The organism is Brevundimonas sp. GW821-FHT02A10 (genome assembly GCF_059422025.1).
The window spans coordinates 80059-96066 of sequence record NZ_JBWKWC010000004.1 but is presented as its reverse complement, the minus strand read 5'-3'; the positions used below and the strand labels follow the sequence as shown (position 1 = coordinate 96066).

General features: G+C 68.0%; 11 protein-coding genes. 3 read left to right on the top strand and 8 right to left on the bottom strand.

Translation table 11 applies throughout. From position 1 onward, the window contains the following. Positions 1-36: 36 nt before the first annotated feature. From AC07U0_RS12555 to AC07U0_RS12545, 3 genes are all read right to left on the bottom strand, one after another. Entirely contained in the window at positions 37-2442 is a 2406-nt protein-coding gene (locus AC07U0_RS12555) for a TonB-dependent receptor (protein ID WP_494720351.1), read from the bottom strand. 46 nt (positions 2443-2488) lie between these two features. Further along, the gene (locus AC07U0_RS12550; protein WP_494720350.1) at positions 2489-3505 is read right to left on the bottom strand and encodes a FecR family protein; all 1017 of its coding nucleotides are present in this window, start codon (positions 3503-3505) and stop codon (positions 2489-2491) included. 109 nt (positions 3506-3614) lie between these two features. Continuing rightward, the gene (locus tag AC07U0_RS12545; protein WP_494720349.1) at positions 3615-4139 is read right to left on the bottom strand and encodes an RNA polymerase sigma factor; all 525 of its coding nucleotides are present in this window, start codon (positions 4137-4139) and stop codon (positions 3615-3617) included. A gap of 307 nt (positions 4140-4446) precedes the next feature. On the opposite strand from AC07U0_RS12545, the gene AC07U0_RS12540 reads away from it, so the two are divergent. From AC07U0_RS12540 to AC07U0_RS12530, 3 genes are all read left to right on the top strand, one after another. Further along, a complete protein-coding gene (locus AC07U0_RS12540) occupies positions 4447-5367 on the top strand; it encodes a glucosamine inositolphosphorylceramide transferase family protein (RefSeq protein WP_494720348.1) in 921 nt (306 codons plus the stop codon). 2 nt (positions 5368-5369) lie between these two features. After that, positions 5370-6542: a glycosyltransferase family 4 protein gene (locus AC07U0_RS12535; protein ID WP_494720347.1), complete on the top strand. Its 1173-nt coding sequence runs from the start codon at positions 5370-5372 to the stop codon at positions 6540-6542. A gap of 107 nt (positions 6543-6649) precedes the next feature. Next, a complete protein-coding gene (locus AC07U0_RS12530) occupies positions 6650-7237 on the top strand; it encodes a class I SAM-dependent methyltransferase (RefSeq protein ID WP_494720346.1) in 588 nt (195 codons plus the stop codon). On the opposite strand, the gene AC07U0_RS12525 is transcribed toward AC07U0_RS12530, so the two are convergent. The 5 genes from AC07U0_RS12525 to AC07U0_RS12505 form a co-directional block, all read right to left on the bottom strand. Next, on the bottom strand, positions 7234-8883 hold the full coding sequence (locus tag AC07U0_RS12525; protein ID WP_494720345.1) for an MFS transporter: 1650 nt from the start codon (positions 8881-8883) through the stop codon (positions 7234-7236). The two genes, AC07U0_RS12530 and AC07U0_RS12525, sit on opposite strands and share 4 nt — an antisense overlap. A gap of 112 nt (positions 8884-8995) precedes the next feature. After that, complete coding sequence (locus AC07U0_RS12520) at positions 8996-11419, bottom strand: glucan 1,4-alpha-glucosidase (protein WP_494720584.1); 2424 nt, start codon at positions 11417-11419, stop codon at positions 8996-8998. 11 nt (positions 11420-11430) lie between these two features. Then, a complete protein-coding gene (locus AC07U0_RS12515) occupies positions 11431-12375 on the bottom strand; it encodes an alpha/beta hydrolase (protein WP_494720344.1) in 945 nt (314 codons plus the stop codon). After that, positions 12375-13895 carry an MFS transporter gene (locus AC07U0_RS12510; RefSeq protein WP_494720343.1) on the bottom strand — a complete coding sequence of 507 codons (1521 nt, stop codon included), beginning with the start codon at positions 13893-13895 and terminating at the stop codon, positions 12375-12377. Before AC07U0_RS12510 ends, AC07U0_RS12515 begins: the two co-directional genes overlap by 1 nt. Further along, the gene (locus AC07U0_RS12505; RefSeq protein ID WP_494720342.1) at positions 13892-15967 is read right to left on the bottom strand and encodes a glycoside hydrolase family 97 protein; all 2076 of its coding nucleotides are present in this window, start codon (positions 15965-15967) and stop codon (positions 13892-13894) included. The genes AC07U0_RS12510 and AC07U0_RS12505 overlap by 4 nt, the downstream gene beginning before the upstream one ends. Positions 15968-16008: the final 41 nt, after the last annotated feature.

Below are 16008 nucleotides of genomic sequence, written 5' to 3'. Positions count from 1 at the left end.
GATCGCCATGCGCAATTTGCAGACGAGTTCGTCAGATCACCACGGCGACCAACGCAGGGTCAGGCCGATGGTGCGCGGGCGCAGGGGGGTGGTGGCCAGGGCCTCGGGCAGGCGGAAGGGGTCGCCGAAGGAGAAGGTATTGGCCTCGGTGTCGGCGGGGTTGTCGACGAAGGCGGTCGCTGACCAGTGGTCGCCCTCGATCCCGGCCGACAGCCGACCGGTGACATAGTCCCCCATCCGGTAGCGGCGGGAGGCGTCGAACGTCAGGCGCGAGGCGCCCACATAGGTGACCACGGCGTCGGAGGTGAACTGCAGTCCCCGCCACAACGGGCGACGGTAGCTGGCGTTCAGATTGGCGGAGACCGCCGGCACGCCCGGCAGGCCCGCATCGCCCCGGGAGTTGAAGGCCGGGCTGGGGCGGGTGATCTCCGGATCGGCCAACAAGGTGTTGAAGCGCAGAACCAGGCGGTCGCTCGGGCGCCAGTTGGTCTCGATCTCCAGCCCCTTGTTCGCCCCGTCGCCGACATTGACCGCATAGGCCAGGCCGCTGGGCAGGAACTGGTCGCTCTGAATGTCCTTCCAGCGCGAGATGAAGGCCGCGATCCGGGCCTGGACCTTGCCGTCCCACAGCCGGGCCTTGGCCCCGACCTCGTAGTTCCACAGGGTGTCGGGCGCGTATTCGCGCGCGGGTTGGCCCACCCGGCCGGTGAACTGCTGCCAGATCGGACCGGCGGTGTTGAACCCGCCCGTCCTGTGGCCCTGGCTGATCAGGGCGTAAAGGTTCAGATCGGGGCTGAACCGGTAGTCCAGGCCGAATTTCGGCGAGAGACCCGCGTCGCCGCCATCGCCGGCGAACGGACGATGGAAGCCGTAGTGGTCGACGTCGGAAACCGCGCTGTAATCGACGCGATAATAGCGCGCGCCGACGGTCGCGGTCAGATCCGGCCTGAGGTCCAGCGACAACTCCCCATAGGCGGCCAGCTCTTCCAGCTTGTCGAGCCGGTTCTCGGTGTAGATCAGTTCCAGGGGGAGGGGGCGCAATGCCGACAGGGTCGTCACGGACGGCGTCCGGCTGGTCGAGAAGAAGCCGCCGGCCAGCCATCGGAACGGACCGATTTCGGGCGAGTGCCAGGTGGCCTGGCCGACCAGAAGCCGGATGTTCTTGACCTCGTCCAGGGCCCCGATGCGCCCGAAGGAGCCGAAGGTGATCAGGGCGCTGGAGGCGTCGTAGCGGCTGGTGAAGTCGTGGTCGATCAGGGCCACGGAGGCGTCCAGCCGCCCCCAGTCGCCCTGGCCGTTCAGGGTGACATAGGTCTCCTCGAACTGGTTCTCGTGCGGTTCGCGCACCAGATTGGCGCGCGTCAGCCCACCCAGGACCCGGTAGACATAGTGGGTGTCCTCGGTCGCGATCGACTGGCGCACATAGCCGGCGGTCAGGCTCCAGTCCGGCGTGAGCCAGGCGCTGACCGCGACGCGTCCGCCGTGGCGGGTGCCGTCGTTCACCCGGTGCAGGTTCAGGTTCACGTCGTTGATATAGCCGCCGAAGGACTCTTCGTAGATCGAGCCCCGGATCGCCAGCCGACCGGCGATGAGCGGAAGGTTGCCGGCCGCGGAATAGTCGGTGTTCTGGCCGCCGGAATGGGTCCAGGAGTTGGTCGCCGACAGTTCAAGTTTCAGATCGTCCGGGTCCGGACGATTGGTGACGATGCGCACCACGCCGCCTATCGGGCCGGTGCCGTAGAGGGTGCCCTGGGGGCCCCGCAGCACCTCGACGCGGTCGATGTCGATGAGCTTCAGATCAGGGTCGGGCGCGCTGTAGGTGATGGGGGCGAGGTCGAGGTAGATGGCCACCGTCGACTGGGTCAGGCCGGTGAAGGCGCCGTCCGACATTCCGCGCAGCAGGATCTTGTTCCGGCCCGAGCCCAGATTGGTCACCGTCATCCCCGCGACCAGGGAGCTGACGTCGGTCAGGTCGGTGACGTCGGCCAGGCCGATGCGGTCGCCGGACAGGGCGGTCAGGGCCGTCGGCGCCTGCTGGGCGGTGTCCGGGCGGCGCTCGGCGGTGACGACGATGTCGCTGAGTTCGGAGGCTTCGGCAGGGTAGACGACGGGAGCGGGCGCAGCCCGGGGCGCCGGGGCAGGCGGCGCCGGGAGCGCGGCGCGGCGGATGATGACGGCGCCGTTCGATCCGATCGTCCAGGTGCAGCCGCTGCCCGCCAGCACGCGGCCCAGGGCGGTGTCGATGGACATGACGCCGTGGACGGCGGGGCTGGTCCCGCGGCAGGCGCCGATCTCACCGCCCAGCGAGCGTCGGCTTTGCAGGGCGAGGTCCAGCAGGGCGTCGCGGACGCGTTGGGGGGCGATGTTGAACGTACCGGCGCGCGTCTGCTGCGCCTCGGCAGGGGTCGCCAGAAGCGTGGTCAGAAAGCCGATGGCCAGCATCGACCCGAAGGCCCGGTGAAAACCTACCCCGAGGCGACGCCGGTTTTCAGCGGGCGTCACGTCCGGACAGGCGGACGTCGGTCGAGGACCGGATCACACGCACGGGAACGAAATCCTGGAGTTGCTTCAACATCGTGGCCTCATCGCCCACCTGCAAAGCACCAGTAAAGTGCAGAGCCCCCGCGGACGCGTCCACTGTAACCGGCTTGTCGAAATAACGCGACAGGTCATCGGCGACATCGGCCAGTTGCGCGTCACGATAGACCAGCATGCCCTGACGCCACATCGAGGTCTGGTTCGCCGCAACCTGTGAGAGTGTCGGCGTCCGGGTTCCCGATTGGGCGATTTTCTGTCCGGCAACCAGTCGGACGGCGGCCGGCTTCGCCGCGGCCTCGCCGGAGGCAGGGGTGACGGCGACGACGCCGCGCTCGACGCTGACAGCGAAATGGTCACCGTGGCTGAGGACGTTGAAGGCCGTGCCGAGCACGCGAACGCTGTGGTCACCGGCCGCGATCGTGAACGGGCGGTTCGCATTGTGCGCGACGTCGAAGGCGGCCTCGCCCTCGGTCAGGGTGACGGTCCGGGCCTTGCGGCCCATGCGCACGCTGAGGTCCGAATGCCGGTTTATGTCGATCCGCGTGCCGTCGGACAGGACCACGATCCGGGCGGCGGCGTCGGTGTGATAGCTTTCGGTCGGCGCGAAGTCCGAGACCTGGGGCCAGACGCCGACGACGACCGCCACGGCGGCCGCGGCGGCGAAGGAGGGCAGCAGCCAGGCCGGGCGGCGGCGCGCGGCGCGGCGGGCGGCGGGTGTCAGATCCTCGTCATTGGCGGCGACGGGCAGGACGGTGACCCCTGCGGGGGCAGCGACGGCGGCGCCGACCGGCATGATGTCCAGCTCCACCCAGGTCCGTTCGACGTCGTCATAGGCCAGACGATGGGCGTCATTCGCCTCCAGCCAGTCCTGGAAATCCATCCAGGCGGACGCGGGCGCATCGACGTCGCTCAAGCGGACGAACCACTCCAGCGCCTTCTCTTCGATTTGCGGTTGCGTCGTTGTCATGAGCGGGGAGGTTGAATTCGCGTCGTGGGAAATGCCGTCTGATTGTTAGACGTCGCCGACAGCCTATCACCTTCGTTATAATTTGAATGTTTTACCTTGGCCGTAAAATTCACGACTTCACCTTGGCCGAAAGCGTGCGCAAGGCGTCCATCATGTGCTTCTCGACCGAGCTGCGCGAAATGCCGAGATGGGTGGCCACCTCGGCGTAGCTGAGCCCCTCGAACTTGTGCAGGTTGAAGACCGTGCGGGTCTTCTCGGGCAGGCGGGCGACGGCGGCGGTCAGGCTGGCCAGCCGCTGACGGCCCGCGACGACGGCCTCGGCGGACGGGGCGTCGTCCATGTCCTCGGACGGGCCTACCGAGTGAGTAGCCAGCCGCCAGGCCGCGTCGCGCGCGACCGACCTCTGGCCCGAGCGCCAGCGGTCCATCATCATGTTGGAGGTCAGGCGGTAGAGGAAGGCGCGGGCGTCGCGCACATCGGTGGCCGGATCCAGTCCCGCGACCTTCAGATACAGGTCCTGCAGCAGGTCTTCCACGTCGCCGGACGCACCGAGGCGCGCCTGAAGGAACCGCCCCAGGGCTTCGCGCTGCTCAAAATAGGCTGCGATCAGAGGTTGCGCGGCGGGCGCGGTCAAAAAGCTGATTTCCTTCCCAATTCGCCCCGTTTCGGCGCGACGACGCCGTCGAGATCGGTCTGTGCAGGCTTCATGCCGCGCGGAGTTTTTTGAGGCAAGGCGCATCGGGCGTCGTCCGCGAACAACGCGCGGGGCACGCCTGCCCGAATTAACAATCTTTTCACTGTGTTTTTTGAGGTCGCCTCCGAACGGCGCCGTCCTACCCCTGAGACCGACACAGAGCGGTCGGGTTGGGGCCGTGATGTACGATATCTGGCGTTCCGGATTTGTCAGGCGTTCGCTGTCCAGCGTGACGGCGACCGGTGGCGTGAGCGCTTCAGAAATCGTCTGGCTGCCGGATTCGGGCCCGTTCCAGTACGTCGCCGATCCGTTCGGGATCGAGCGTGACGGCGTCCTGACCGTCTTCGTCGAGGCCTTCGACTATCGCGTCCGTCGCGGCGAGATCCATTTCTACCAGTACGGGGCGGACGACGCCCTGATCGGGCAGGGCGTGGCCCTGATCGAGCCGGTGCACCTGTCCTATCCCTCGCTGATCGAGGACGGCGGCGAGCTCTATATGCTGCCCGAGGGCTATAAGGCCGGCGGCCTGACCCTGTATCGCTGTGTGCGCTTCCCCGATCAGTGGGAGCCGGTCCGGCAGATCATGGACACCCCGGCCATCGACGCGACCGTCGTGAAGCACGGCGACCGCTGGTGGGCCTTCCATGCCCTGCCGGGTCCCGCGGACCGGGCCATGCGCGAGCTGCACGTCGCCTGGGCTGACAGCCTGATGGGGCCGTGGACGCCGCATGCGGCCAATCCGGTGCGGACGGGCTTTGAGGCGTCGCGGCCGGGCGGCACGGCCTTCTTGCACGACGGCGCCCTGCACCTGCCGGTCCAGGACTGTTCGACCACCTATGGCGCCGCGATCAACCTGCTGCGCATCGATGTCCTGACGCCCGAGGCCTTCGAGGCGCGGCCGGTCAAGCGGTTCGAGCCGACCGGTCTTCTGGCCGACCACGAGGACGGTCTCCACACCCTTTCGGGCCTGGGCGACGTCACCTTTGTCGATGTGAAACGCATCCTCCAGTCCTCTTCGGAGGGCTGGATCAAGGCCCAGTTCAAGCTGCGTCGCCTGCTGGGACTGAACAAGCCGCGCGGCCGCCGTCGCGCCGGACGCACCCAAAAAGCCGGGAACATCAGCCGCTTGGCGGCCGTTAACCTCCCTGAAGCCCGAGTGAGGGGTTGAGTATGCGTATCGCCGTTGTCATGCCGCGAGGCAGTGTCATGGGCCGGGACAAGGCCAACTCCATGGAGACGGTCGCCCGGACCCTGCTGGAGAGCAGCCGCCTGAAAGGCTCTGTCCGGGTCATCTGCGACGCCGGCGCCGAGGTCCCCGCCCTGCCGGACCTGCTGACCGTGCCCGCGGGCCTGAGCAAGAAGAAGCGCGCCGACGCCGTCGCCGAACTGCTGGCCGGCTTTGACCCCGACTACATCGAATACCACCAGCAGCTGGAATCCTCGGCCGCTCTGGCGCGTCGCTTCCCGAACAAGATCAACGTCCTGTACCGCCACACCCGGATCAAGCAGCCGAAGAACGCGCTCGACCGGATGCGCTATGGCGCGCGGCTGAAGGCCTTCAACCGGCTGATCTTCGTGTCCGAGGCCGCGGGTCGTGAATTCATCGGCGACTACCCGGCTTTGGCGAACCGTGTCGCCTCGGTCTGCAACCCGATCGAGATGGACGCCTGGAAGGCCTGCCCCGACAACCGCGAGAAGCTGATCCTGTTCTCGGGCCGCGCCATGGAAGAGAAGGGGCTGGAGCCGTTCTGCGACGCCCTGGCCGCCGTGCTCGACAAGAACGCCGACTGGCGCGGCGCCCTGATGCTGGGCGACTGGGACAGGCACGCCGAGTGGGCGACGCCGCGCATCGAGGCCCTGGCCCGCTTCGGCGACCGCGTCGAGATCCACAAGTCGGCCTCCCTGCCGCAGGTCCAGGCCGTGACCCGCCGCGCCGCCATCGCCGTGACGCCTTCGTTTGTCGCCGAGGCTCTGGGTCTGTCGGCGCTGGAAGCCCATGCCGCCGGCGCCGCCCTGATCTCCTCGGGGCGTGGCGGTCTGCGCGAGGCCAGCGGCGACCACGCCATCTATGTGGATCCGCCGCAGGCGCCCGACCTGACCCGCGCCCTGGCCGCCCTGGTCGCCAATGATGACGAGCGTGTCGCCATGGCTCGCGCTGGCCAGGAGTTCGTCGCTTCGGTCCATGCCCCGGCCGTCCGCTCGGCCCAGCTGGACGATCTGCGCGAGCGACTGCTGGTGGAGCAGGCCCTGTCGCGTCGCCCGGTCTGGGCGCCGGCGTCGATCGGCCGCCGCGTGTCCGGCGCCCTGCGCGGGCGTCCGTGGACGGTTCAGCCCGTCAGCTGAGGCCATTGGCCGCCGGGTCTGGCTTTATCTGAGGCTTGACCTCGGGCGGCCAGACTTTCACCCCTTGATCGAGGCGTCTCATGTGCGCCCGACGCACGGAGGCCGCCTTGGGCGCTGGAACCTTCTTCACCCGCCTGTTCTTCGGCGAGGCCGGTGTCACCCGGCGCAAGACAGCGGGGGCGCAGCGCATTCTGCAGTTGCCGGACCGCAAACTGCTGGCTGAGGCCTATCTGCCGGCCATGGCGGCTGAAGGTGGCCGTATCCTCTGGGTCGGCTGCCGCGCCTATACGGCCGACGACTATGCGGTGCTGGAAGCGGGCGGCGGCGAGGTCTGGACGACGGACATCGATCCCGAGGCCGCGCGCTGGGGCGTGCTGGGCCGTCACCGGACCGGCGACGTCTGCATCATCGACAAGATCTTCCCGGACATGACCTTCGACGCCATCAGCTGCAACGGCGTGCTGGGCTATGGCGTCGATACGCCGGAGCAGCAGCGTCAGGCCCTGGTCGCCATGGCGGCCATCCTGCGCCCCGGCGGGCGGCTGCTTCTGGGCTGGAACACCGACAAGATCGACGACCCGGTCGCGGCGGGCCTGACCTCACCCGAGTTCGCGCCCACCCCTTACGGCGGGCAGGAGAGCCGGGTGCGTTTCGACGAGGTCACCCACGTCTATGACGCGCTGATACGCACCTAGTCGTGGATATCGACGTCCTTGCCTTCCTTGACGAACAGGACGCCGACCACCGCCGTGAGCAGGGCGATGACGATCGGGTACCAGAGGCCGTGGTAGATATTGCCTGAGGCCGCGACCATGGCGAAGGCCGTGGTCGGCAGGAAGCCGCCGAACCAGCCGTTGCCGATGTGATAGGGCAGGGACATGGAGGTGTAGCGGATGTTGGTCGGGAACATCTCCACCAGCGCCGCCGCGATCGGCCCGTAGACCATGGTCACATAGAAGACGAGGGCGAACAGGATGGCGACGGTCAGCGGCTTGTTGACCAGGGCGCTGTCAGCCTTTGCGGGATAGCCGGCGGCCTTCAGATGGTCGCCGAGGCCGGTCTCCCAGGTCTTCTTCGCCGCCTTGAAGTCGGCAGCGGGCAACTGGTCGCCGCGGAAGCTGTCCACCACGGTCGAGCCGATGCGGACCTGGGCCACCGTGCCCGCGGGCGCGGCTTCATTGGCATAGGCGACGCCGGCCTTGGCCAGATATGACTTCGCCAGATCGCAGGACTTCGAGAAGGTCGTCTTGCCGATGGGATCGAACTGGAACGAGCAGTCAGCCGGGTCGGCATAGACCGTCACCGGTGACGAGGCCGCCGCCGCCGCCAGACGCGGGTTGGCCGCCGCCGTCAGGGCGTGGAACAGCGGGAAATAGGTCAGGGCGGCGATCAGGCAGCCGGCCAGAATGACCGGCTTGCGGCCGATCTTGTCCGACACCCAGCCCCAGAAGACGAAGAAGGGCGTCGCCAGCAAGAGGGCGATGGCGACGAGGGTGTTGGTCAGGGCCCCGTCGACCTTGAGCGTCTTCTCGAGGAACAGCAGGGCGTAGAACTGGCCCGTGTACCAGACTACGGCCTGACCGGCGGCGAGGCCGAACAGGGCCAGGATCACCAGCTTGAGATTGGGCCATTTGCCGAAGGAGTCCTTCAGCGGGGTGATCGAGCCCTTGCCCTCGGCCTTCATCTTCTTGAACGCGGGGCTCTCGGACAGCTTCAGCCTGATCCACAGGGACACGCCCAGCATCAGGATCGAGACGAGGAAGGGGATGCGCCAGCCCCATGAGGCGAAGGCCTCCTCGCCGATCGACAGCCGCACGCCGAGGATGACGACGAGGCTGATCATCAAACCGGCCGTCGCCGTGATCTGGATGAAGGAGGTATAGAAGCCGCGCTTCCCGTTCGGCGCATGTTCGGCGACATAGGTGGCGGCGCCACCGTACTCACCGCCGAGGGCCAGACCCTGCACCAGCCGCATGGCCACGAGGATCAGGGGCGCCGCGATGCCGATGGCCGCGTAGGACGGCAGGAGCCCGACCACGAAGGTCGACAGCCCCATCAGCAGCATGGTGACAAGGAAGGTGTTCTTGCGCCCCCACAGATCGCCCAGCCGCCCGAAGACGATGGCCCCGAACGGCCTGACCGCGAACCCGGCCGCGAAGGCCAGCAGGGCGAAGATATAGCCGGTCGTCTCGTTCACGCCCGAGAAGAACTGGGCCGTGATGATCGTGGCCAGGGAGCCGTAGAGGTAGAAGTCGTACCACTCGATCACGGTCCCGACGGAAGAGGCCAGAATGACCAGCTTGTCGTTGCGGTCGACGGTGTGTTCGGTGGTCTGCGTCATATGTCCTGCCCCTCATGCCGTCTGTGCGGCCTTGTTGAGGGCAGGATGGCACGCGAACGGCGGTCCGTCAGTCCGATTCTGAAGAGTCGAGACTGACGGGCCGCCTTCAGGCTTACTTGCTGTAGCGGTCGGCGACGGGGGCGTAGCGGTCCCAGACGGCCTTGTCGGCCAGAGAGCGCAGCAGCTTGATGTATTCGGCGTGCGACCAGGCGAGCGGGGTCGCAGAGTCGGTGCCGACGCCGGTCTCATAGCCGGCGGGTTTCACGCCGACGCCGTCCCAGACCTGTTCGGACAGCAGCAGGCCGTCGTTGGCGAACCGCTCCATGCCCCGGACATAGGTCTGGCGGATGGCGGTCAGGTCCGTGTTCCCACCCGACTGAAGCGCGCGGGCCAGTTCATAGTGGCCGCGTTCGCCGGTGAAGATGGGCCAGACCCGTCCACGTTGGGCGGGATCCTGTTGATCGCCGATCCAGCCTTCGCCGTAGTTCAGGCCCCGGTCAGTAGTCTCGCCATAGCCATCGATCCCGTAACGACGCCAGCCCGGCGTGGTGTCGCCCGCGGGACCGAAGTCGTAGCGGACGCGGGTCAGGTCGGGGCGGGTCTGGTCGTCGTATTCGGGCAGGGTGGCCAGGATGTGCGGGTCATTGGCCGAGCGGACGCCGTAGCGGACCAGTTCGAGGAAGCCGCCGTCGACGACGTGATCCTGGGACTGACCGGGCTGGCCGTTGTTGTCGCCCATCTTGGCGTGGCTGTTCGGGTCCTCGGTCTTGGACAGGCGCAGGAAGTAGTTGCCGTCCCCGAAGGCGCCGTTCGTCGTGAACATCCGCGTATCGGCCTTCTTCGAATAGTCGTCGGCGGCGGCGAGGTAGCGGGTCGCCGAGGCCGTGTCGTTCGAGGCCTTGGCGATGTCGGCGGCGACGGTCAGGCCGGCGATGACGGCGGCGGTGGTCGAGGGCGAGAAGCCGTCCTGCTCCTCCCAGCGTTCCTGCTGGGTGTAGGGCGGGGTCACCGTCCGATCGTTCCACAGGATGCCGATCTTGCCACCGGTGACGAGGAAGTCGGCGGCGGGCTTGATCATGCGGCCGTACATGGTCCGGAGCTCTGCGTCGGAGACGAGACCGGCCTTCCACAGACGCCAGCCCAGCATGATCGGCATCGCGGTCTGATCCAGCTGGACGCCGACCCATTCGACCTCGCCGTCGACGTGGGTCTTCTGCAGGAACCAGCCGATGGCGCCCGTATTGCCGGGGGTGTCGGCCTTGACCTGGACCTGGGGCAGGTAGCGGAAGGCGGCGACGGGGGTCTGGGTGTCGCCAAGCGCGAGGAGCGCCATGGCCACCTGATAGAAGTCGCGGGGCCAGACGGCCTTGTAGCCGGTCGAGCTGTTGGTCGCGTCGACCGTGTCGCCCCAGGGGTTGGACAGCGACGCGATCAGGGCGCCGGCGTGGGTGCGGTCCTCCTGCACCTTCAGCATCAGGGCCGAGGCATAGGCCAGCTTGCCGCCGTCCTCGGACTGTTGAGCGATGCGCGGCAGGTCGGTCAGGGAGCCGATCCAGTCCTCCCAGCCGACCCGGTCGCCCGTGCCGTTGAAGCGGGCGAGGACCTCGTCGAGGCCGGTGGAGAAGCTGCCGTCGGCGGCGGCTTCGGCCTGGGCCTTCGAAGCGCCGAAGCCGATGACGAAGTCGCGGGTCAGGCTCTGGCCCGCCGCGATGGTCGGCAGGGCGCCGGTCAGGACGACGGCGCCGGCCGTGTCGCCGGTGGAGGCATAGGTCCGGGTCAGGCGGCCGTTGGCCTTGAGGTCCGTCAGGCCATCAGAGGCGCCGAGGAAGCCCGCGCTGGCCGTCTCGAACGGGGCGCTGGAACGCAGGGCCAGATGGACGTCGCCTTCATGGGCGTAGAGGCCGTTGGCCGAGGCTTCCGCGAAGTCGCCGCCGCCCGTGTTGGCCATATGGGGCTCGAGGATGGCGTAGGGGGTGACGGCGCCGCCAATCGCCTTGATCGTCACGCGCAGGACCAGGGCGTTGCGGTCCGGGTCGGTGAAGACGCGCTTCTCGATCTCGTATTTGCCGGCCTTGTCGGTGGTGACCACGCGATAGGCGGGCGACAGGGGGCGGCCTTGGGCGTCGACGTCGAGGTATTCGGTGTGTTCGGTGGTGTCGGTCCCTTCCAGCGAAAGGCCGGCGTCGGAGGCGAGGGCGAACCGTAGCGACTTGATCTGGGCCTCATGGATCAGGCCGTACATGGTCTCGGTCAGGACGCCGTCGGCGATGGAGAACCAGACGCGCGACACGGCGCCGGTCGGGCCGCCGTCCTTGTACTGGCCGTCGACATAGGCCTCGTAGGACGCGCCGACGCCGGTCTTGGCGGCGCTGGACCAGGTGGTCGCCGCGCCGGGGGCGCCGGGCGCGACGCCTTCGGGGTGGGCGAGGGGGGCGACGACGGGCTCGGGCGAGGCAGCGGGCACGGAGGCGCAGGCGCCGGTGGCGAGCAGGGCGGCGATGCCGGCGGAAGCGGCGAGTTTCTGGATCAGGGTCATGGTCGGGCTACTCACGAAGCGGTCGCCGCGGGGGCCGGCGACAGAAGGAATTTCAGGGGGACGTCGAGGCGGGCGTTCCAGGACGTCTCATTGTGCTGGGCGCCGGGGAAGACGAGGGTCTCGAACTGGTTCGGACCGTAGCCGCGGGCACGGAAGGTCTCGTCGACCTTGACCTGGAAGGCGGCGTAGAAGGCGTCCAGCGTCTCGTCGCCGTGGTCGAAGTAGAAGCGGCGGCCCATGGCCGGGGCGGGCAGGCCGGCGGAGATGACCCCGGTCCAGGCCGCGACCAGCCGTTCGCGCCAGGTCGCCAGCGGCGCGCCTTCCTCAAGCCCGACCACCTTCAGAGGCCAGTGGGTCGAGAGGCAGGCGCAGGCGCCGAAGACGTCGGGGCGCTTCATCACGCTGTAGAGCGAGATCAGCCCGCCCATGCTGGAGCCGGACATGGTCGTGTCGGTCGGGCCGGTCAGGGTGCGGTAGATCCTGTCGATGAAGGGCTTCAGCTCATCGGTCAGGAAGGCGAGGTAGCCGTCCGACAGGGAGGGGCCGCCGTAGATGTTCTGGATGTCGCCGCGCATGTCGTCGGGCAGGGCCGCGATCAGATCGGCGGGGACGTATTCGCGCAGGCGCAGCGGCGTGTTCCAGACCCCGACCACGATCGGCGCGCGGACCTGGCCGGCGGCGATCAAGCGGCCCAGATGCTCGTCCACGCCCCATTCGCCGGAATAGGCCTTCGACGCATCGAACAGGTTCTGGCCGTCGTGCATGTAGAGGACGGGGTAGCGGGCGTCGGTCTCGTCGTAGCCGGGCGGGAGCCAGACAGTGACGTTGCGCGTCGCGGCGTGGGCCGAGGTCGTGTCCGGATGCTCGACCAGACGGCCGATCGTCGGGACGTCGGCGGCGGCCCGACCCGCGAAGGGCAGGGCGGCCATCAGGGTGAGAAGGGCGCGGCGGTCCATCAGGCTCTCGTCTCCTTGACCCGCAGGGCGGCGGCCGCGGCGATGAAGAAGGAGACGCCGCCGATGACCAGGGCCCAGATGGCCTGACCGCCGAAGACGTTCCTCAGGATCAGGCCCAGAAGGGTCGCGGCGACCAGCTGGGGCACGACGATGAAGATGTTGAAGATGCCCATATAGACGCCCATCTTCCGCCCCGGCACGGCGCCCGAGAGGATGGCGTAGGGCATTGAGACGATCGAGGCCCAGGCGAAGCCGACGCCGATCATGGGCAGCCAGAGCAGGCTCGGGTCGCGGATCAGGAAGATGCCGATCAGACCGAAGCCTCCGAGCGCGAGGTTCAGGGCGTGGGCGCCGCGCCGGCCGATGCGTTTGGCCAGCACCGGGATCAGGAAGGCCGCGAGCGCCGCGACGCCGTTGTAGACGCCCATCAGGACGCCGACCCAGTCCGCGCCCTCGCCATAGGCGGGGGCGGTGGGGGAGGTCGCGCCGAAGTGGACGGCGGTCACGGCCGGGGTGGTGTAGATCCACATGGCGAACAGGGCGAACCAGCTGAAGAACTGAACCACGGCCAGGTCACGCATGGTGGCGGGCATGCGGAAGATGTCGTCGAGGATTTCCGACAGGCCGTTCGACGCCTTCGCCCGGTGCATCAGGCCGACGGCGAGCTGCAGGACGCCGAAGACGGCGAGGCCGCCGAACAGGACGTAGAGCTCCTTCTCGACACCCGCGACGGCGACACCCGCGAAGCCGGCGATCCCGACCAGCAGCCAGATCAGGCCGCCGACCAGATAGAAACGGACCGAGGGGGCGGCGGGCTCGGCGGCAGCGGCCTCGGCCGACACGGGCGCCTCGAAGGCGGCGATCTGTTCGGGGCTGTATTCGCGGGTGCTGATCACGGTCCAGAGGACGGCGGCCAGAAGCGAGGCGGCGCCGACATAGAAGGCGATGCGGACACTGTCAGGCACCACACCCTCGGGCGCGACCGAGGCCACGTGGAAGACGTGCGACAGGACCCAGGGCAGGACCGAGGCGAAGACGGCGCCGGCGCCGATGAAGACGCTCTGCATCGCATAGCCGGCGGTGCGCTGGTCCTCGTTCAGATTGTCACCGACGAAGGCCCGGAAGGGCTCCATGGTGATGTTGATCGAGGCGTCCATGACCCAGAGCATCACGGCGGCGAACCACAGGCTGGGCGAGTTGGGCATGGCGACGAGCGCCAGGGTCGTCAGCAGGGCCCCGGCGAGGAAATAGGGACGACGCCGTCCGAAGCGGTTCCAGGTCCGGTCGCTGAGGTGACCGATCAGGGGCTGGATCAGGAGGCCGGTCATCGGTGCGGCGATCCACAGGATGGCCAGGCTGTCGACCTCGGCGCCCAGGGTCTGGAAGATCCGGCTGGTGTTGACGTTCTGCAGACCGAAACCGATCTGGATGCCGAAGAAGCCGACGCACATGTTGACGATGGCCAGCGGCGTCAGCCGCGGGCGCATCGAGAGCAGGCCGCCTGTGGTGTTGGTGCTCATGCGCGGCGTCCTGCGCGACCCAGCGGAACGAAGCGGATCGCCTGACCGCCGCCGGGCGCGAGGGCCAGGGTCAGGGTGTCGGCCGACGTCACTTCGCGCTGTTCGATGATGATGTCCTCGCGCTTGCCCTTGTAGTCCGCATTGGGGCCGTCGCGATAGATTTCGGCGCGGTAGAGGCGGCCGTCGTCGAGGAAGTCGAGGGCGGCGGTCAGGACGCGCGGGTTTTCGTCGGTGATGGCGCCCAGGGCCCAGACGTCGGAGTTGCGGTCCTTGCGGGCGATGGTGACGAAGTCGCCGACCTCGCCGTTCAGCACCCGGGTCTCATGCCAGTCGCAGGGCACGTCCTTGATGAACTGGAACGGGCCGGGGTTGGCCTCGTAGTTGACCAGCAGGTCGGCGGCCATCTGGATCGGGCTGTAGATCACAACATAGAGGGCCAGCTGCTTGGCCCAGGTCGTCTGGACGCCGCCGGGGCTGCGCGTCTCCATGCCGAAGATGCCCGGCGTATAGTCCATCGGCCCGGCCAGCAGGCGGGTGAAGACCAGGTTGGGCTCGTGCTCGGGCGGATTGCCCGGGTTGCCCCAGGCCGCATATTCCATGCCCCGAGCGCCTTCGCGGCTGATCATGTTCGGGTAGGTGCGGCGCAGGCCGGTGTCCTTGAACGGCTCGTGGGCGTTGACCGCGACCTTGTGCCGGGCGCCGGTCTCGACGACGCGCAGATGGTGCTGGGCCATGGCCTGGCTCTCGTGCCAGGCCATGACCATGGAGCCGTCGGGCGCGGCCACGCGGGCGCCCTGGGCGTCGGCGACATAGCCGGTCTTGACCGAATGGACGCCCAACCGCTCGTAGAGGGCCATGGCCGGCTCGAGTTGCTGTTCATAATGGAAGGCGTTGCCGCCGGTCTCGTGGTGACCGATCAACTGGACGCCCTTGGCGCGGCCGTGGGCGGTGACCGCCTCGATGTCGAAGTCGGGGTAGGATTCGGTGAAGCTGAAGTCGGCGCCGTTGGCGAACCACTGGCCGTCCCAGCCCTTGTTCCAGCCCTCGACCAGCACGCCGCCGAAGCCGTGTTTGGCGGCGAAATCGATGTGTTTGATGGTGTTCTCGGTGGTGGCGCCGTGCTTGGGTCCGGCGTTCCAGGTCTTGAGCTCAAGGTGCATTTCCCACCAGACGCCGACGTACTTCATCGGCTTGAACCAGCTGACGTCGCCCAGCTTGTTCGGCTCGTTGAGGTTCAGGATCAGGCTGGATTCGACCAGTCCCGCGGCCGTGTCGGAGATTTGCAGCGTGCGCCAGGGCGTGTTGAACGGCGCGTCGCGCACCACGGCGGCGTTGGTCAGGCCGGGGGTCAGCTGGGCGCGGAACTTCGTCGCTTCCGAGCGGCGCAGGTTCATTCCGGCATAGTCGACGCAGGCGGCCTCGTGGATCGAGACATGCAGGCCGGACTGGCCCTTGACCGTGATCGGTGTCTGGCAGGAGCCGACTTCGTCGATGGCGGTGCGGTCGTAGAGGTATTCCTCGCGGTTCCACTCCCAGGCCGGGATCCACCAAGCCGTGCCGTTTTCTGCCAGGTTGAACTCGGTCAGCTCCGAGCCGATGCGGACGGTCTTCAGGCCGGACTGTTCGGGCACCTCATAGCGGAAGCCGAGGCCGTCATCGTACAGGCGGAAGACCACGTCCACGCGGCGGGCGAGGGCGCCCGTCTCGGTGAAGGTGGTGCGGAACTCATTGTAGTGATTGCGGATGAAGCGGCGCTCGCCCCAGGGCTGCTCCCAGGTGTCGTCCATGGTCACCGGCTCGGACGCCGTTAGCTTCAGGCCGCGCTCGATGGCGGGGGCGTCGGTCAGCAGGAAGCCGAGCTTCGAGGCGGTCACGACCGGGCGGCCCTGACGGATCACCGAATACATCGGGCGGCCGTCGTTATCGGTGGTGACCTCGACCGTCAGCATGCCGCCGGGCGAGGAGGCGCGCGCGACATTGGCCGAGGTCTGGGCGCGGGCAGGGCGCGACGTCAGGGCCGTGACGCCTGCGGCGGCTGCCGAAAGGGCGAGGAACGAACGGCGTTGCATCATGACGAAGCTTCCTTGTTACGAGGACTTGCCAGACGGCGTTG